Annotated in this window: 28 protein-coding genes; 5 read left to right on the top strand and 23 right to left on the bottom strand. The window is 40.8% G+C overall.

From position 1 onward, the window contains the following. Positions 1-15: 15 nt before the first annotated feature. Positions 16-432, bottom strand: a complete 417-nt coding sequence (locus PN471_RS16820; RefSeq protein ID WP_271777822.1) for a type II toxin-antitoxin system VapC family toxin — start codon at positions 430-432, stop codon at positions 16-18. After that, entirely contained in the window at positions 429-713 is a 285-nt protein-coding gene (locus tag PN471_RS16815; protein ID WP_271777821.1) for a hypothetical protein, read from the bottom strand. Before PN471_RS16815 ends, PN471_RS16820 begins: the two co-directional genes overlap by 4 nt. Positions 714-879: 166 nt before the next feature. Here PN471_RS16815 and PN471_RS16810 point away from each other — a divergent pair, with 166 nt between their 5' ends. Beyond that, positions 880-1,050, top strand: a complete 171-nt coding sequence (locus tag PN471_RS16810) for a hypothetical protein (RefSeq protein ID WP_271777820.1) — start codon at positions 880-882, stop codon at positions 1,048-1,050. Positions 1,051-1,115: 65 nt separating this feature from the next. Here the strand turns inward: PN471_RS16810 and PN471_RS16805 are convergent, their stop codons facing one another. Together PN471_RS16805 and PN471_RS16800 are read right to left on the bottom strand one after the other, a co-directional pair. Next, positions 1,116-1,406 (bottom strand): type II toxin-antitoxin system RelE/ParE family toxin, encoded by a 291-nt coding sequence (locus PN471_RS16805; protein ID WP_271777819.1) that lies wholly within the window; start codon positions 1,404-1,406, stop codon positions 1,116-1,118. A gap of 3 nt (positions 1,407-1,409) precedes the next feature. Further along, a complete protein-coding gene (locus PN471_RS16800) occupies positions 1,410-1,640 on the bottom strand; it encodes an addiction module protein (RefSeq protein WP_271777818.1) in 231 nt (76 codons plus the stop codon). A 277-nt stretch (positions 1,641-1,917) separates the two neighbouring features. Between PN471_RS16800 and PN471_RS16795 the strand changes: the two genes are divergently transcribed. The 4 genes from PN471_RS16795 to PN471_RS16780 all read left to right on the top strand — a co-directional run bounded on the left by PN471_RS16795 (position 1,918) and on the right by PN471_RS16780 (position 5,608). Then, positions 1,918-2,928 carry a hypothetical protein gene (locus PN471_RS16795; protein ID WP_271777817.1) on the top strand — a complete coding sequence of 337 codons (1,011 nt, stop codon included), beginning with the start codon at positions 1,918-1,920 and terminating at the stop codon, positions 2,926-2,928. Between the two features lie 19 nt (positions 2,929-2,947). Next, a complete protein-coding gene (locus PN471_RS16790) occupies positions 2,948-3,142 on the top strand; it encodes a hypothetical protein (RefSeq protein WP_271777816.1) in 195 nt (64 codons plus the stop codon). Then, positions 3,120-5,177 (top strand): dynamin family protein, encoded by a 2,058-nt coding sequence (locus PN471_RS16785; RefSeq protein WP_271777815.1) that lies wholly within the window; start codon positions 3,120-3,122, stop codon positions 5,175-5,177. The genes PN471_RS16790 and PN471_RS16785 overlap by 23 nt, the downstream gene beginning before the upstream one ends. A 71-nt stretch (positions 5,178-5,248) precedes the next feature. Beyond that, on the top strand, positions 5,249-5,608 hold the full coding sequence (locus PN471_RS16780) for a hypothetical protein (protein ID WP_271777814.1): 360 nt from the start codon (positions 5,249-5,251) through the stop codon (positions 5,606-5,608). A gap of 167 nt (positions 5,609-5,775) precedes the next feature. Here the strand turns inward: PN471_RS16780 and prfA are convergent, their stop codons facing one another. From prfA to rplE, 19 genes are all read right to left on the bottom strand, one after another. Next, complete coding sequence (prfA, locus tag PN471_RS16775) at positions 5,776-6,876, bottom strand: peptide chain release factor 1 (protein ID WP_271777813.1); 1,101 nt, start codon at positions 6,874-6,876, stop codon at positions 5,776-5,778. 121 nt (positions 6,877-6,997) lie between these two features. Then, a complete protein-coding gene (gene rpmE, locus PN471_RS16770) occupies positions 6,998-7,234 on the bottom strand; it encodes a 50S ribosomal protein L31 (RefSeq protein ID WP_193898200.1) in 237 nt (78 codons plus the stop codon). A gap of 110 nt (positions 7,235-7,344) precedes the next feature. Beyond that, positions 7,345-7,761, bottom strand: a complete 417-nt coding sequence (gene rpsI, locus PN471_RS16765; RefSeq protein WP_271777812.1) for a 30S ribosomal protein S9 — start codon at positions 7,759-7,761, stop codon at positions 7,345-7,347. After that, positions 7,761-8,216, bottom strand: a complete 456-nt coding sequence (rplM, locus tag PN471_RS16760) for a 50S ribosomal protein L13 (RefSeq protein ID WP_271777811.1) — start codon at positions 8,214-8,216, stop codon at positions 7,761-7,763. Before rplM ends, rpsI begins: the two co-directional genes overlap by 1 nt. Before the next feature lie 55 nt (positions 8,217-8,271). Continuing rightward, positions 8,272-9,135 (bottom strand): tRNA pseudouridine(38-40) synthase TruA, encoded by an 864-nt coding sequence (gene truA / locus PN471_RS16755; protein ID WP_271777810.1) that lies wholly within the window; start codon positions 9,133-9,135, stop codon positions 8,272-8,274. Between the two features lie 90 nt (positions 9,136-9,225). After that, positions 9,226-9,576: a 50S ribosomal protein L17 gene (rplQ, locus tag PN471_RS16750; RefSeq protein ID WP_193898197.1), complete on the bottom strand. Its 351-nt coding sequence runs from the start codon at positions 9,574-9,576 to the stop codon at positions 9,226-9,228. A 39-nt stretch (positions 9,577-9,615) separates the two neighbouring features. Continuing rightward, a complete protein-coding gene (locus tag PN471_RS16745) occupies positions 9,616-10,560 on the bottom strand; it encodes a DNA-directed RNA polymerase subunit alpha (protein WP_193898194.1) in 945 nt (314 codons plus the stop codon). 97 nt (positions 10,561-10,657) lie between these two features. Continuing rightward, entirely contained in the window at positions 10,658-11,053 is a 396-nt protein-coding gene (gene rpsK / locus PN471_RS16740) for a 30S ribosomal protein S11 (RefSeq protein WP_015079191.1), read from the bottom strand. Between the two features lie 54 nt (positions 11,054-11,107). Beyond that, positions 11,108-11,488 (bottom strand): 30S ribosomal protein S13, encoded by a 381-nt coding sequence (rpsM, locus tag PN471_RS16735; protein WP_096669278.1) that lies wholly within the window; start codon positions 11,486-11,488, stop codon positions 11,108-11,110. 106 nt (positions 11,489-11,594) lie between these two features. Then, positions 11,595-11,708, bottom strand: a complete 114-nt coding sequence (gene rpmJ, locus PN471_RS16730) for a 50S ribosomal protein L36 (protein ID WP_015079193.1) — start codon at positions 11,706-11,708, stop codon at positions 11,595-11,597. Positions 11,709-11,824: 116 nt separating this feature from the next. After that, the gene (infA, locus tag PN471_RS16725) at positions 11,825-12,049 is read right to left on the bottom strand and encodes a translation initiation factor IF-1 (protein ID WP_006276978.1); all 225 of its coding nucleotides are present in this window, start codon (positions 12,047-12,049) and stop codon (positions 11,825-11,827) included. 204 nt (positions 12,050-12,253) lie between these two features. Then, a complete protein-coding gene (locus PN471_RS16720) occupies positions 12,254-12,808 on the bottom strand; it encodes an adenylate kinase (protein ID WP_271777809.1) in 555 nt (184 codons plus the stop codon). Then, entirely contained in the window at positions 12,808-14,121 is a 1,314-nt protein-coding gene (secY, locus tag PN471_RS16715; protein WP_271777808.1) for a preprotein translocase subunit SecY, read from the bottom strand. Before secY ends, PN471_RS16720 begins: the two co-directional genes overlap by 1 nt. A gap of 173 nt (positions 14,122-14,294) precedes the next feature. Further along, positions 14,295-14,738 (bottom strand): 50S ribosomal protein L15, encoded by a 444-nt coding sequence (gene rplO / locus PN471_RS16710; protein WP_271777807.1) that lies wholly within the window; start codon positions 14,736-14,738, stop codon positions 14,295-14,297. A 64-nt stretch (positions 14,739-14,802) separates the two neighbouring features. After that, positions 14,803-15,327 carry a 30S ribosomal protein S5 gene (rpsE, locus tag PN471_RS16705; RefSeq protein WP_027402091.1) on the bottom strand — a complete coding sequence of 175 codons (525 nt, stop codon included), beginning with the start codon at positions 15,325-15,327 and terminating at the stop codon, positions 14,803-14,805. Positions 15,328-15,410: 83 nt separating this feature from the next. Next, the gene (rplR, locus tag PN471_RS16700) at positions 15,411-15,773 is read right to left on the bottom strand and encodes a 50S ribosomal protein L18 (protein WP_271777806.1); all 363 of its coding nucleotides are present in this window, start codon (positions 15,771-15,773) and stop codon (positions 15,411-15,413) included. Positions 15,774-15,775: 2 nt separating this feature from the next. Then, positions 15,776-16,324 (bottom strand): 50S ribosomal protein L6, encoded by a 549-nt coding sequence (rplF, locus tag PN471_RS16695; RefSeq protein ID WP_193898187.1) that lies wholly within the window; start codon positions 16,322-16,324, stop codon positions 15,776-15,778. A gap of 80 nt (positions 16,325-16,404) precedes the next feature. Further along, the gene (rpsH, locus tag PN471_RS16690) at positions 16,405-16,806 is read right to left on the bottom strand and encodes a 30S ribosomal protein S8 (RefSeq protein ID WP_027402094.1); all 402 of its coding nucleotides are present in this window, start codon (positions 16,804-16,806) and stop codon (positions 16,405-16,407) included. Between the two features lie 20 nt (positions 16,807-16,826). After that, a complete protein-coding gene (gene rplE / locus PN471_RS16685) occupies positions 16,827-17,375 on the bottom strand; it encodes a 50S ribosomal protein L5 (protein ID WP_271777805.1) in 549 nt (182 codons plus the stop codon). Positions 17,376-17,413 lie beyond the last annotated feature (38 nt).

Here is a 17,413-nt window from a genome sequence, read left to right as displayed (position 1 = left end):
ACAATCATAATCTGATCAAGAGTTTGTTAATTCCGCAATTAATTGTTCAGGAGTGATAATTCTTGGTGTCACAACAGGGAAATCTTGAGGATTACGGGTAATAATCCCATCTAATTGATTGACTACCGCAGTGGAGTATTGAATTGCATCTTCAAAATCCTTAAAATTGGTTGTGAAAGCCATACTAATTACAGCCTGATTTACCGTAGCAATTTGACAGAAGGTAAGTATTTCTTGCAAAAATTCAATAGTTAAATTTCGACCTTTTTGTTTACGGATAATATAATAAAGGTCGCTAATGGTTGATGCTGAAATGTAGCCTTCTATTTGTCCCTGTTCAACAAATGCTAAAACTGTCTCGCTATTAGTAAAGTAAGGCTGTCTTTCTAGGGCAATATCTATAATTATGTTGGTATCAAGCAAGACTTTCACAGGTTATGTTTCTCCTTTAAATATTCCCATTTAGCTTGATCTGGATCAAAATCAGGTGGTGCGGGTTGGGTTTTCTCAAACCAATTTTGCAAAGCCTTGATTTTAGTTGGTCTTTTCGGTGTTTCTGGTGCTGGTTCGCTGGTTGGGGTTTTGGTATGATCGAGAGTATCCGTAGCTGGCCAAACTACAATTTCCACATTTCCGGGGGGTAAATTCACGGGTTCGGTAATCAGCAAGTTACCAGATTGATCAATTTTTCCTTTGAGTTTGTATGCTTGCATGATGTTTTTCATGAGACTCTGTTTTTATATTATCTCGCGTTGAGCAAAATTCAATGTCTAAATTTGGGTTTAAATAAAGGTGGCTCTCCTAGAGTGGTTATGGTAAAATAATATAAATAAACTGGAAGCATATAAACGGTTACAAATTCCTGAAGTTTGGTTTTGGATGAATGATAAATTATTGTTTTATAGTTTAGGAAATGAGGGATATGAAGCTGTTAGTAAATCGCAACTTTTACCGAATTTAGATGTAGATTTATTGATGCGTTGTGTTAATATAGAAAATCATGCTCAAGCACTGCGGGAATTTAGAGCAGGGATAAAAATTACAGGATAGGATAAAAATTGTAGAAAGTTCTACTCAAGATTATACCTTTGCTAACTTTTATGTAATAGTTGCTATTAAATGCGATCTTGCCAATATTTTGGTTTGCGACTACAGTGCATAACCGCTACAATTAAAATGTATTCATCTTCTATGGTATAGAGTATTCCATAGGGAAATTTATGCACTAAACACCGACGAATATCTTCATCAGTAACCGCATAGCGTTTAGGTGATTCAATAATTCGGAAAATGGCATCTTCAACAGCGTTGATAAAATTTTGTGCTGTTTCAATTTCATTTTCTGCATAAAATTGCACTGCTTCTGAGTATTCTGTTAATGCAGCCGGATGGAAATTATATTTCATTTTTCATCTTTCTACAATTTGTCTGATTTGAGCTAAAGCTATTTCTCCAGAAATTGGCTCAACGGTATGATTTCGTATTTCAGCCCGGCGTTTTTTAGCTTCTATGTTCCAACTCTTTTGGATATTTTCATCAATATCAGATTCTAGACTTTCAATTAGTTTTTCTACTAAAAATACTCGGCTAGAACTGGGTAAAGACAAGGCTTCGTAAATTAATTCTTCAACTGATAGCATAATTATTTATATTCCCTGTAAATTGAATTGAGAATAGGGACAAACAAAGACTTTATTCACAAACTATTTTATCATTCTTTCTGTGGAAATGTCAGATTGACGATGACAGTGTTTCTACATTATTTCGTTTTGACTAAATTGCATCGTATATTTCGCTAGTGCAATCTTTTTATTTACACCAACTATATATTTATTTTTACCAGTAGTCAATTATTACCGTATTGAGTATAATTTATTTTATTAACCGCTTCTGTCAAATATCAAGAGGTAATCACCCATGTCTGACGATTCCCAGCGTAATTCTGCTGTCAACGCGGCGGCGACAACTAACATTCATCATGTCAATTTACAGGATTTACCTTTAAGTACGGCACGTAGATTATATGAAGGTGGTGTTCGTTCTGGTGAACCTATCCGAACGACAATAAAAGCCCAAGAAATGTTAGATAAAATTCCCCCTTCTCAACGTGCGGGTATAGATAGTCAAACTGCGGCTAATAATGCCAAAGAGTACCTATCTGATAAGCACGCTAGTCACGTTAAACCCCACAGTAAGGGAGGTTCTAATGATCCGAGTAATATCAGATGGGAGAATGGTAAGGATAATATGGCTCGTGGTGATAAAACCATGACAAGTCAGGAGCAAATGAGATTAAATGCTAAATACCACTTTGATAACTTAACTGGTGCTGTAAAAGCAGGTTTGCAAGCTGCACCAATAGGGGCGGCTGTGGGTGCAGTTACAACTGTACCTCTTTCACTTTTAACTCACGGGCTGCGTGTAGTTCGAGGTGAAATTTCTGCACAGGAAGCGATTACAGAAACATTAAAAGATACTGCTATGGGTGGTGCAGTTGGGGGTGTAACAGCATTTACAACAGCAATATTAGCTGCGGCTTGTCCACCAATAGCGATCGCATTAACCACAGTAGCACCTTTATTAGCTGTTGTTGGTGCTGGAGGTATGGCTGTTGAGTTTTTCAGAATCTTAGATGATCACAAACAGGCTGTAAAAACCTATTATGAATCTTTAACTCGGCAAGAATTAGGAAGATTACAAGAAATTGAAAATGATCTGATTTATGAACATCAGAAAAATCTAGAATTTTTGGCAGAAGCAAAAGCAATTAATCAAGAAATTACAAATCGTCCAATTGCACCAGGAATAGAAGGGGCTATGCAACGCTTACGTGAATCAGTGGCTATTGCTCAATCTTTAGGACTTACATCAGCAGATAGTAAGTTATTGCCTAATTCTCAACCTGTTTACCTTCCTCCTAGTCATTAAATAATAAATCAAGAATTATATGATTTTGATATTACCTTTTGTAATCAGTGCTGTTGGTTTTGCTGTTGGTGCTGTTGCAGGTGCTTTTACTGCTCATGCTGCTGGAGAAAATGATAGACAAGCCGCTAAACATCACAGAAAAGTTGCTAATGAATTAGTTGATAAATACACGAATCTACAAAAACAATACTATGAACTTGCTAGCCTTAGTTAAACAAAAATATCAAGTAGCTGTAATTGCAGCTATGAATGCAGGTAAAAGTACATTCCTCAATGCTTTGATTGGTGCAGATGTTTTAGCTACTAATGTAGAGGCTTGTACAGTTTTTCGCACAGATATTCGTCCAATTAACGCAGAACAAACACCCAGACTTTTAGAATATCGAGAAGATCAAGAATTACCTGAAATTATAGCAACTGGTGATGCAGAAGAAATTAGGCAGAGGTTTTTAGACCGTACATATCAAATCAGAGATAATCAAAATTTAGATAATACTACAAGTTTTGAATTAGAACATCCTATTGACGCTATTCGTAACTTGCCATCTCTATCTGGATTTACTTTAGTTGATACTCCTGGACCAAATGAATGGAACTCAGAGAGTTTTAATACAGTAGCTTTAAAACAGACTTGTCTAGAAGCACTTCGCACTTGTGACGCTATCTTATTTATTCTGGATTACCTATCTTTTAAAGACAATATTAATTTAGAATTGGTGAAATATTTAATTGAAAACCGCCAGGAAATTTTAGGACAAAATACAGGAAAAATGTACTTTCTACTTAATAAAGTAGATATGAAAGGAGAAAGTGATAGAAAGATTGAAGATGTGATAGAATCTTTAAGAATGAGTTTGGTTAGTTTTGGTATTCCTGAACCAAATATTTTCCCAGTTATCGCTAGACAGGCTTTATTATCTAAGCTCATTCAAGAAGGCAAGGCAACTGATAGCCATATTAAGGATTTTAGAATTTTCTATGCTCCTAGATACGCAACTGAAGATGAAGAAGGAAACTACATTACACCTGCACCCCGCAAAATTGCACCCCAAACTTTAGAAGATAGTGGTATTCCCAAAATTGAAGAGACAGTAATTAAAAATATTGTTCAAACTTCAGGATGGAATTTATTGAGTGATGTCTTGGCTGTTTTGAATAAAGCTGCTCAATCTGTAGCTGATACACTTAGTACAGAAATTCGCGGTTGGGAGTTAGAATTTGAGGAACTACAACAAAAAATAGAGGAATATAAACAACGTTTTGAGTTAATTGAAAATAAGTTAGCAATTGTAAAAAAGTCCGTACAGTCACAAAAGAAAAGATTATTCAAAACTTTTAGGCAAGAAATTTATAGGTTTGCTGAAACGGCTAAAAATCGTATAGATTTGGAAATTGATAAAGTAGCAGAAGAAAAATCTAAAAATTCGGGTTCTGTATCTAGTAAAGAAAACCAAAATCTTGTCTCGTTTATTTGGAATAAAGTTACTTCATTGTTAAAAGAGGATTCAACTTCAGAACCATATAAAATCAAGGTAAAAGACAAAAAAGATGCTAAAGAAATAGGTAAAATTATTAATGATTACTGCGCTCCTATAGTTCATAACTTTTGGCTGGATACACAAGACAGACTCGTGAGAGAAGGTACAAAGATTCAGGAAGACTTAGTTCAGCAAATTCAACAAGAAATACAAGCTATTTCTGATGAATTATCTCAGTATATTGGTGAGACTTTGCAAGTAGAGATTGGTACTAATGCAATTCAGTTTCCTAAATTTGAATTTTCTGGCATTGATACTAAAATTCAAGAACAACGAAAAGTTTTTGAAAGAACTAAGACAATAACTATGCAAGAGGAACGTTGTTGTGCAAGTCCTCATGTCTATGAACAAGATGTTGTTATGAAAACAGAAGTATCCTACTATGAAATTGATTTACGGCTCACTGCTCAAGGAATTAAAGACAAGATAGATGAGCAAGTAAAGAGAAACATAGGTTTACTCAAGGGTATTATTGACGAACAAGTAGAAGAGAATTTTCAGAAAGGTGAACAGCAAATCAATGATTATATCAATAGATTTCTGGATATTTTTGATAATTTGCTGACACAAAGGGTAAAGAGAGAATCTGAATCAAAAGAGATTGTTTCTATTCTAAAAAGTCAAAAATCAGAAGTGAGTGAATATCTCAATGAATTGATATTTATTCAAGAAGTGCTTGATAATTATAAGCTGTCATCTATTGACAGATAACCAGTATTAACAGATAACCAAAATATAAATAAACTAAGAAAGAAAAAGCAAAAATTGGAGAATAAACACAAATGACTCTTGATGAAATTGCACGCATGGCAGCATCATTAGGTTTACCCGCAGTGATGTTTGCAGTGGCCTGTTCTATCGCTGCTGGTATGGGTTTAGTAGGTGGGGCAGTAATTACAACAGCATTAGCTATGCTAGGTGGACCTTTTGGAATGGTTGCTGGTCTAGGGGTACTTGGTGCTTCAACTCTTATTGGTAATGCTGTAGCTAATTATGGTATTGAAGAATTTCTTGTAGCCGTCTACAACGTACATCGCAACAATGGCCGACCATGCAGCGAACTGACCAACGAAATCAACACTTTGTGGATTTCATACGAACTGAGGAGAAGAATAATTAACAGAATTACGTGTTGCAAATGAAATATCAATGATAATTTCCCATAATATAAGTCTGAGATAAATCCCCGACTTCTTCAAGAAGTCGGTCATCCCACAAAATCTTATTGCTCCCCCTCTTCCCATAAGAAAACCGCCTGTGGGTGCAAAACAAAACAACAAGCGGTTTTCTAAGATATTTATGCAGTAAATTAGCTACTAGAAACACTTGTTGCTAATTCTGCTAAACGTTCTTGCTGATCTTGAGATATGCAAGATTGGATTACTGTTTCTAAATCACCTTCCAGGACAGGGTTTAGAGTATAGTTTTGACCTAATCTGTGGTCAGTTACCCGGCTATCTTTATAATTGTAAGTGCGAATTTTTTCAGAACGAGAACCAGTCCCCACTTGCGATCGCCGCATGGAAGTTACAGCCTCCTGTTGTTCTCGCAACTTCAACTCATACAACTTAGCCCGCAGAATCTGCATCGCCCGTTCCTTATTCTGCAACTGACTCCGTTCTTCTGTACAGAAAATCCGAATCCCAGTGGGTTTGTGGAACAAATCAGCGGCTGTTTCCACCTTATTCACGTTTTGTCCACCCGCACCACCAGAACGCGCCGTACTCATTTCAATATCTTTCGGGTCAATGTGGATTTCCACCTCATCCACTTCTGGCATAATCGCTATAGTCGCCGTCGAAGTGTGAACCCTTCCTCCCGATTCCGTTGCTGGTACGCGCTGAACACGATGTACACCAGACTCAAACTTCAACTTACTATAAACACTATCACCTTGAATTTCTAGAATTACCTCTTTAAACCCGCCCATTTCCCCCAAGGATTCGCTAACCAGCTTCACCCTCCAACCTTGGGTATCAGCATACCGCGAATACATTCGTAGTAAATCCCCCGCCCAGATACTAGCTTCATCACCACCAGTACCAGCGCGAATTTCCAACATAATGTTTTTATCATCGTTGGGGTCACGGGGTAGCAGCAATACCTTTAAGCGACTTTCCAAATATTCTAGCTTTTCCTCTAGTTCACTAACTTCCAAAGCTGCCATTTGTTGCAACTCAAGATCACTATTAGATTCTTTGAGGATCTGACGCGCCCCTACCAATTCATCCTGGGCTGTTTTCCAAGTTTCATAGGTATTAACGACCTCTTCCAAAGAAGAACGAGACTTAGCAATTTTTTGATACTCATCAGGATTACTAGCGGTATCAGGATCGGCTAAACGGCGTGTTAATTCATGAAAAGTTTGTTCAACAGATTTAAGTTTCTCCAGTAAGTATGATTCTGCCATGATGACTATAAATGCTCCTAAAAAATAACAAGTTGGCTCAAGCATTAAATGACAAGCGACCCAGCACTATGCAGGGTCGTCTGTGGCTTCCGCCACACTATCAACAGCTACAGCCAACCAGCTACTTTTGATTATCGTCGCCAGTTTGAGTGCTGGACATACCATATTTACGCAAGAAGCGTTCTACACGACCTTCAGTATCAATCATTTTCTGAGTACCAGTGTAGAAGGGGTGATTTCCAGACCAAACATCTACGTGGAGTTCGGGCTTGGTAGCACCAATGGTCATAACAACTTGACCATTACAGTAGACCTTAGCATCTGGATACCATGTGGGATGAATATCAGGTTTAGCCATTGTTTTTTTGTGGGGAATCTATAATAAATTGGGACTGGGGATTGGGGACTGGGGACTGGGGACTGGGTAAAAAGTTTCTTTATCCTGACTCCTGACTCCTGACTCCTATCTTAACGTTTCGAGTATTGAGGAGCTTTACGAGCTTTGTGTAAACCGTATTTCTTCCGTTCTTTAGCTCGTGGGTCACGAGTTAAATAGCCTTCAGTTTTCAAAGGTGAACGGTTATCTGGATCAAGTTGACATAAAGCACGGGCAACACCTAGACGAATAGAATCTGCTTGTCCAGTTAAGCCACCACCTTCAGCTTTCACCACGATGTCATATTCGCTTTCTAATCCCAAAGTTTCCAAAGGAGCTTTGATAGAGCCTAAGTAGTTAGGATTGAATTGGAAATACAAATCTCCATCTTTACCGTTAACAGTCATTTTCCCTTCACCGGGAACTAGACGAACTCTAGCCACAGACGCTTTACGACGACCAGTACCCCAATAAACAGCACGTCCGCTAGTAATTTCTGCTACCTGCATTAGTTTTCTCCAGGAATTGTACTAATTGTGATTTCTTTGGGTTGTTGTGCTGCATGAGGATGAGTTGGGCCTGCATACACCTTCAGTTTGGTAAATAACTGTTTACCCAAACTATTTTTAGGTAACATACCTTTAATAGCGTGTTCGAGAATTCTTTCTGGTAATCGCTGTTGTAACTTAGCAAAAGTTTCGGTTTTCATACCACCGGGACGGCCAGAATGGCGACGGTAAAGCTTTTGAGTGCGCTTTTTACCTGTAACTGCCACTTTCTCAGCATTGATAATAATGACAAAATCCCCGGTATCTAAATGGGGAGTATATTCAGCTTTTCTTTTACCTCTGAGGATCATAGCGACTTCACTCGCTAGGCGACCCAGACGTTTATCTGTCGCGTCTACTAAGTACCAATCACGCTCAAGAGATGCTTGAGGGGGAAGGTAGGTTTTACTAGTCATTTTGTTTGTCCTTTGTCAGTGCCTTGTCAAAATTCAAGGCGTTAGCTTAATCATCTTAATCACACAAATCATGAAAATCATAGTTTAGACATTGATTATTCATGACTAGGTATGGTTGGGTGTCATACCAAATTTTTGGCGGAAAGGGAAAATCGGGATAACCGACTCTCAACAAGCATAACCCGTGAGCAGGTGCAGAATATTTCACTTCTTCCCGGCGTTCTTGTTGCCAGATATCAGTGAAGTCATCTAGAGTCCGCTGACCAGAACCTACTTGTACTACCATTCCGATTAACAGCCGCACCATGCCATATAAAAATCCATCAGCCTGAATTTCAATATGGATAAATGATCCACTCCGACGACATTCTACTGCTTGCACTTCTACCCAGGAATGCGATCGCGCTGACCCAGCCCGTTCAAAAGCAGATAAATGGTGTTTTCCCAGCAGTGGTTTTAAGGCAGACCTAATTAAGGCTTCATCTAAAGGGGCATAATAATAATGCCAACTGAAAGGTTGTACAAATAAATTCGGTAACTCTTCAGTGTAGATAGTGTAGCGATATCGTCGGTAAATCGCACTAAAACGAGCGTGCCAACTTTCACTTACACTGGCTGATGCCCTAATTAATATACCTGGGGGCAAGTAGCCATTGAGAACCTTTGCCCACCTGTGAGCAGGAATTAAACTTGCGGCTTGAAAATGAGCTACTTGAGCGGCAGCATGGACTCCAGAATCAGTTCGACCTGCTCCGTGGAGTGTCACATGATACCCTAAAACAGTGGCGATCGCTGTTTCTATCTCTTCTTGAACAGTTCGCTGTCCTTTTTGTCTTTGCCAGCCGTGAAAATGAGTACCTATATACTGAATGACTAAGGCTACTCGCTGAGTCTGATTTTGCTGGCGGCTTTCTAACATAATTTAGTCAGTTGTTAGTTGTCAGTTATCAATTGTCAGTTGTTTTTTATTTGCTACTGACCAATGACCAATGACTAATGACTAATAACTTTAAACTAGTTCAATAATCGCCATTTCCGCATGATCACCGCGACGGGGGACGGTATGCAAAATCCGAGTATAACCACCTTGACGGTTAGCATACCGAGTCGGAGCTTGCTCGAATAGGGCATGAACTAGGCTTGTGTCGTAGATATAACCTAATGCCTTGCGACGAGATGCTAAAGAGCCATCCTTGGCTAGGGTAATCATTTTATCTACTTCACTGCGGACAACTTTAGCTCTGATTAAAGTTGTAGTAATTCGACCATGACGTACCAATTCTGTTGTCAAAGCTCTGAGAAGAGCTTTACGTTGATCCGCTGGTTTACTAAGTTTTTTGACTCGGCAACGATGACGCATAATAATGCACTAATGAAGTTTCATTTATTGGGTTTTGATTTAGCTTGGCTTAGAGCTTCTTTCTTGAGGTAAAGTAATACCTAAGCGACGCTGTAAAGCTTCCACTACTTCTTCCGCTGACTTTTGACCAAAGTTTTTGATTTCTAACAGGTCTTCTTGGGTGTAATCCAATAAGTCAGCGACGGAATTTACTTGGGCGCGTTTTAGACAGTTATAAGCTCTCACAGATAACTGCAATTCTTCAATGGGAATTTGCGCGGTTGGGTCATCCGGCATATCCGAACTTGTGTCTGTTGGTTCTAAGGAGATATCTTTTAATGGGTTAAATAAATCTACCAAAATTCCAGCAGCAGATGATAGTGCTTCTTGAGGAGAAATACTACCATTAGTCCATACTTCCAAAAGAAGTCGATCTTTCAAAGAGCCATCGCCACGGGCTTCTTCAACACTATAGTTGACCTTTCGCACCGGCATAAACACTGAGTCAATTTGCAGAAAATCCAAAGATGTGGCTTCTTCTCTGCCTCGTTCTACAGTCCGGTAGCCTTTGCCTCGCTCAATCCGAAATTCCATTTCCAGTTTTCCGCCTTCAGCAATGGTGGCAATATACTGGGTCGGGTCAATCACTTCTACTTCACTAGGTAAGTCGAAATGTGCCACAGTAACTGTTGCTGGTCCATGCACGAGTAAACGACCAATTTGGGGCTGGGAAGAATAACTCTTGAGAATGACATCCTTCATTCGCATGAGGATTTCCAGTACGTCTTCCCTTACCCCTGGAACTGTTGCAAACTCATGACTAACTTCAGCAATTCTCACTGCTGTCACTGATGTCCCTTCTAAGTTAGAAAGTAAAACCCGCCGCAATGCGTTGCCAACAGTGGTCCCTTGACCGCGCTCTAGGGGTTCTAGAACGAACTTACTGTAATAGCTCCGACTTTCCTCTGCATTAGACTCTACACATTCAATTTGAAACTGCGCCACGGAGTAGCCTCCCTCACTTCGTAAAGTCAAAAGTCAAAAGTCAAAAGTCAACAGTCAACAGTCAAAAGTTGACAGTTAACTGTTAGATGAGAAAAGTTTAAACTCGACGGCGCTTGGGTGGACGGCAACCGTTGTGGGGAATTGGGGTAATATCCCGAATGAGTGTAATTTCTAATCCTGCACCTTGAAGCGCCCGAATCGCGGTTTCTCTACCTGCACCGGGTCCACTCACCATAACTTCGATTTGCCGCATTCCTTGGTCTGTGGCTCGTCTAGCCGCGCTTTCCGCAGCGGTTTGTGCGGCAAAGGGTGTTCCCTTTTTTGCCCCTTTAAATCCACTAGAACCAGCACTTGCCCAGGAGATCACATCTCCATTTTGATCGGTAATCGTGACAATGCTATTGTTGAAGGTAGACTGAATGTAGGCAACCCCATTGGGTACGTTCCGTTTTTGCTTTTTGCTCCCGGATTTTTTTGTTGGTTGTCTGGCCATATTTCTTTAGTGAATTTAAGGTACAACTTGCTAATTGCAGCAAGTTTAGAAAAATTATTTGCCAGGGGCTTTCTTCTTACCAGCCACTGTCTGTCTTCTACCACGTCTGGTTCTAGCGTTGGTACGGGTTCTTTGTCCACGCACTGGCAAGCCCATGCGGTGTCTCCGACCTCTGTAACAGCCAATATCAACTAAACGCTTGATATTTAGTCCTTCTAAACGGCGTAAATCTCCTTCAACTTGGTAGTTGCTTTCGATTTCTCCTCTGAGGGCTGCCACATCAGCATCGGACAGGTCTTTGACGCGGGTATCGGGGTTAACACCGGTCGCTGCGAGAATTTGATGTGATCTAGTTAAGCCAATTCCGTAAATGTATGTTAGACCGATTTCGACACGCTTATCGCGTGGAAGGTCTACGCCGGAAATCCGTGCCACAATGAATCTCTCCCTATTGTTTTCGTAGTTGCAGTTAGCAAAGTGCGGTACTTTTCTTTTGTCCGATTAATTGTCGCGGATTTAACTTTGCTTTGATAGACAGCTTCTATCCTTGGCGTTGCTTGTGTTTGGGATTTTCACAAATCACCATGACGCGACCACGACGCTTGATCACGCTGCACTTTTCACAAATTTTCTTAACTGAGGCTCTGACTTTCATGCCTTTTAAATTTGACTCCAAATAGTAAATTATAGCATTTCTAGAAGAAATATTTCAGCTATGGAACTAGAAAAAGACCAGTTGATTTATGTATGGTAAGATTCTCTGTTATTGATTTATTTCTTCCGCAGACGATAGGTGATTCTACCTTTGGTTAAGTCGTAGGGTGTTAATTCAACTTTGACGCGATCGCCAGGTAAAATCTTGATGTAATTACGGCGAATTTTCCCAGAAATGTGTGCTAGGACATTAAAGCCGTTATCTAAGTCAACACGAAACATTGCATTAGGCAACGATTCGGTGACAGTCCCTTCCATTTCGATTAGATCTTGCTTAGACAAGTTTTTTCCTCAACTCAACAATCTCCTATTGTCCTTGTATCATGGGCATCAAGAACACAATTAGAGAAAATATCAACAGTTTATTAATATATCTTAGCTAAAATTGACTTGCGCCCGCCGTGGAAGATAGGGGCGAGGTAATAAAGGCAAAGGAAAATTTGGTTTTTTCTTACTGCCGACATAGACCGCTACCCCTGAGTTTCTTTAAGCAGCTATGATATCTTTCAAATGAGTAAAAACTTCTTCTTGGGACTGATTACCGTTGACTGTGAGGAGTTTTTGGCGATCTGTAAAATAGTTAATTAAGGGTGCAGTTTCATCGCGGTAAACTTCCAAGCGCCGACGAATCACTTCTTCAGTATCATCTTTTCGTCCACGTCCTAGTAACCGGGTAATGACAGCTTCATCTGGGGCATCCAGATTGATGACCTTTTCACCACCCTGTCCTAGACTTGTGAGTAATTCTGCCAGAAACTCTGCCTGTGTAACTTTACGAGGAAAGCCGTCTAAAATCCAACCTGTTTTAGCATCTGGTTGTTGCAGACGTTCCTTAACCATATCTTCTACTAATGTGTCGGGGACTAATTCGCCTTTATCCATAAAACTTTGGGCTTGCATTCCCAAATTTGTTTTGTCTTGAATAGCTTGACGTAAAATGTCACCTGTAGAAATATGGGGAATCCCTAAAAATTCAGCCAAAGTTTTAGCTTGAGTTCCCTTACCAGCACCCGGTGGTCCCAAGAAGATTAATCGCGTCACTATTGTTTCACCATTCCTTCATAACGCTGAGAGATAACGTAAGTTTGGATTTGTTTAGCCGTATCAATTGCCACACCAACCAAAATCAACAAAGATGTTGCCCCCAAGCCCTTAAAGGTGGGAACTTTCAAAGCACTTTCTACGGCTGTAGGAATAATTGCCACCAAGCCTAAAAAGATAGCCCCTAAAAAAGTGAGGCGATTTGTTACCTTTTCGATATACTCACTGGTAGCTTTTCCAGGACGAATACCGGGGATACTAGAACCCATTTTTTTCAAATTCTGAGCCACATCTACTGGGTTGAGAATCAACGAAGAATAGAAGTAACTAAAGAAAATAATGGAAGTTAAGTAAACGAGGGCATATACCCAAGGTGCAGAACCACCAGGACTTAAATAGGTATTAACAATGGTTGCTAATTCGGGATTTTTAGTGAAATTGGCGACTAAAAGTGGCAAACTGAGGATTGCTGCTGCAAAAATAATCGGCATTACCCCACCAGAATTAAGACGTAGGGGTAAATAACTCCGCTGTTCTGCTAAAACCCTTCTGCCTACCTGACGACGGGCGGAAATAATAGGGATGCGACGCATTCCTTCCTGGACGAACACAATACCCACGATTGTGAACATAAAAACTAGTACCAGGACGATGACGCGCCCAACAATTTCCCTGCCACCAACCTGTACCAAGTCAATGGTATCGCCTAGAGATTTGGGTAAAGAAGCCACAATGTTGACAAAAATCAACAAAGATGCACCATTACCGATACCCCGTTCAGTAATCAGTTCTGATGCCCACATAACGAACATTGAACCAGCAGTTAGAGCGATCGCAGTTTCTGCGACAAATATTGGACCTGGGTTGAGAGCAAATTGTTGGAGGAATAATGCCGAAAACGCCACACTTTGAATAATTGCCCAAACTACAGTTACATAGCGGGTAATTTGTGATATTTTCCGCCGGCCTGCTTCCCCTTCGTTTTTCTGTAAATTTTCTAAAGATGGCAGAGCCGCAGTGAGCAATTGGATGATAATGGAGGCATTAATAAAGGGCAAAATCCCCAAAGCAAAGATCCCCAAAGTAGAGAGTCCCCGTCCGGAGAATATATCCAATAAACCGAAGATGGAATTGTTGCCAGATATAGCCTCAGCAAACTTAGGTCTATCAATTCCTGGAACAGGCAAAAATATCCCCAGGCGAACCAAAATTAAAATACCGACAGTGACAAGCAGCCTACCTCTGAGTCCGGCTGCTTGCGCCATCTGCATAAAAGTTTCTTGAGCCGTTGGGGCTTTGTCTCGACTGATCATAGAGTTTTACCTTTGAAGTCCTAACTATGATTTACGTGATTCATGTGATGAAGATGATTAAGTCGTCTGAACTGTGATTTTTGTAATTTATTTGATGAATGTGATTTTGATAATCATCTTCATCAAATAAATCATATGAATCATCTTAATCATAAAAATCATAGTTCAGACTTTTATACAGTTTCACAACTTCCACCGGCAGCTTCAATTTTGATTCGAGCTTGGCCTGTGAAAGCAGCAGCTTTTACCTGAAGAGGAACATTCAATTCCCCATTACCCAAAATTTTCAATTCACCTTTAACAGTGGTTAAGATACCTGCCACTTTCAAGGATTCCAATGTTACTTCTGAGTTAGCAGGTAAGTTAGCTAACTTCTCTACATTAATCGTAGTGTAGATTCTCCGGTTAATGAGGGGAAAGCCCTTGAGTTTAGGTATCCGGCGGTACAATGGCTGTTGACCACCTTCAAAACCTGGTCTTGTACCACTACCAGAACGGGATTTTTGACCCCGCATCCCTAGACCAGCACTAGCACCCTGTCCAGCAGAAATACCTCTACCTACACGCTTACGGCGTTTTTTAGAGCCTTTTTGGGGCTTAACATCATTAAGTCTCATTTTGGTTTGTGATTTTAGATTTTAGATTTTGGATTTTAGATTGAGAATCTGATACAAAGAGTGACTAAATATAGAGTTTCTCAATGGCGATACCGCGATCTTCAGCAACTTCACTTAATGTCCGCAGGGTAGATAGAGCGTTAACTGCGGCTCTGGCGTTGTTCAAAGGGTTATTTGAACCTAGTTGTTTAGCAAGGATGTTACGTATTCCTGCTAACTCTAATACAGTCCGTACAGCACCCCCAGCAATTACCCCTGTACCTGGTGCGGCTGGACGCATCATCACTTTAGCTCCGCCACCGATGCCATCAATGGGGTGAGGAATGGAATTAGATTTGGTGATAGGAATGTCAATTAGATGTTTTTTGCCATCAGCGACACCTTTTTTAACTGCACCAATTACATCTGATGCCTTACCAACTCCAACTCCGACTTGTCCACGTTCATTACCGACGACGACAATGGCACGGAAGCTAAGTTTTTTACCACCTTTGACGACTTTACTCACCCGGCGAATTTGAATAACTCGCTCTTGCCAGGTGGTTTCTTCTTTTTTTGTACGGCTTGCTTTACGACGACCGGTTACCATAATCAATGCTCTCTTTTAGTTGTCAGTTGTCAGTTGTCAGTTGTCAGTTGTCAGTTGCTACTGACTATTGACTACTGACGGACTTAGAAATCTAGACCAGCTTCGCGTGCCGCCTCAGCCAGTGCTTTAATGCGACCATGATAGAGGTTGCCACCCCGGTCAAAAACGACTTTAGTGATGCCCTTTTCTAGGGCGCGTACAGCTACCAATTTACCAACTTGCACTGATGCGTCACAGTTAGCACCAGAAGCTATGTTAGATTTCAATTCTGGTTCTACGGTTGATGCGGCAACTATAGTTTCTTGCTTGGTATCATCAATAACTTGAGCATAAATATGCTCATTGGATCGAAAGATAGCCAAGCGTGGACGTTCGGTCGAACCGCTGACTTTGCCACGAACGCGCTGATGACGACGTTGTTTTGACTCTTTGCGTGTAAGTTTCATGTTTACTTCTTACCACCCTTACCAGTCTTACCAGCTTTGCGTCTGACCACTTCACCTGCATAGCGAATACCTTTGCCTTTGTAAGGTTCAGGCGGACGGACTGCACGAATTTTAGCTGCTGTGTTACCGACAATTTCTTTGTCATAGCCGCTAACTATGACATTAGTAGTACCTTCTACAGCAAATTGAATTCCTTCCGGTGGTTCAATTTGCACTTTATGGCTAAAGCCCATATTTAAGATGAGGTTACGGCCTTCAAGTTGGGCGCGATAACCAACCCCTTGAATTTCTAAGCGACGTTGAAAACCCTGGGATACTCCCTCCACCATATTGGCCACCAAGGTGCGGCTCAGACCGTGCATTTGTCTGGAGGTGCGGGTTTCATCACGACGAGTAACTAGCAATGTTTCTCCATCTAAGGAGAGTATGACATTGTTAGGTAGTTGACGGGAAAGTTCACCTTTAGGACCTTTCACCACTACTTTGACACCATCAATCGCCACTTGCACTTTGGCGGGAATGGTAATTGGACGTTTACCAATACGAGACATGATTTTTTGTTCTTTGTCAGTTGTTTTTTGTCAGTTGTCAGTTGTTCGTTGTTTTGCCACTGACCAATGACCAATGACGACTACCAAACGTGGCAAAGCACTTCACCGCCTAGATTTTGGCGGCGTGCTTCGCGGTCAGTCATAATCCCACTGGATGTAGAAATAATGGCAATACCGATACCGCCTAGCACTCTTGGTAATTCTTTTCTGTTGGAGTAAACACGCAAACCTGGTTTACTCACTCGTTTTAGGGCAGTGATTAGGGGTTGGCGATTTTTACCTTTGTATTTCAGGGAAATAACCAGGTTCCGCTTAATTCCTTCTCCTGCTTCTTCAACTTCCGCAATGAAGCCTTCTTCTCGCAGTACCTTGGCAATACTACGAGTCATCTTTGTAGCTGGTACTTGCGTAGTTTGATGCCTTGCCATATTGGCATTGCGGATGCGCGTCAGCATATCTGCAATTGTGTCGTTAGCCGCCATCGTTCCCTCTTTAGATGAACTTATTGATCGCGAAAGGGCATTCCCATTTCCTTAAGTAAGGCGCGGCCCTCTTCGTCGGTTTTTGCCGTGGTGATAATAGAAATATCTAAACCCCGGACTTGATCGATTTTGTCATATTCCACTTCTGGAAAAATTAGCTGTTCGCGCACGCCCAGAGTGTAGTTACCACGGCCGTCAAAGCTTTTGGGGCTGACACCGCGAAAGTCTCTGATTCTGGGTAGTGTCAGGTTAATCAGACGATCTAAGAAGGCGTACATCCGTTCGCCTCTGAGTGTCACCATAATCCCGACGGGCATACCTTGACGAATTTTAAAGCCGGCGATCGCTTTCTTGGCCCGTGTTACCACAGGTTTTTGTCCAGTAATCAGGGCTATTTCGCTGATGGATGCCTCGAGTGATTTAGCGTTTTGAGCAGCTTCTCCCAAACCTCTGTTGATAGTTACCTTAATCACCTTCGGCACTTGATGCACGTTGGTGTATTGAAACTGGTTAATCAATTTAGGAGTAATTGTCTCTTGATATACGGTTTTGAGTCGTGTGATGGCCATAGTGTTTGTCCTGTTATTCCCTGGTCTTGGTCAGGGAA

It is taken from the genome of Aphanizomenon sp. CS-733/32 (assembly GCF_028330045.1).
Classification (GTDB): Bacteria; Cyanobacteriota; Cyanobacteriia; order Cyanobacteriales; family Nostocaceae; genus Dolichospermum; species Dolichospermum gracile.
Note: the sequence above shows the minus strand (reverse complement) of the source record. Positions and strands in the feature narration are given on the sequence as shown.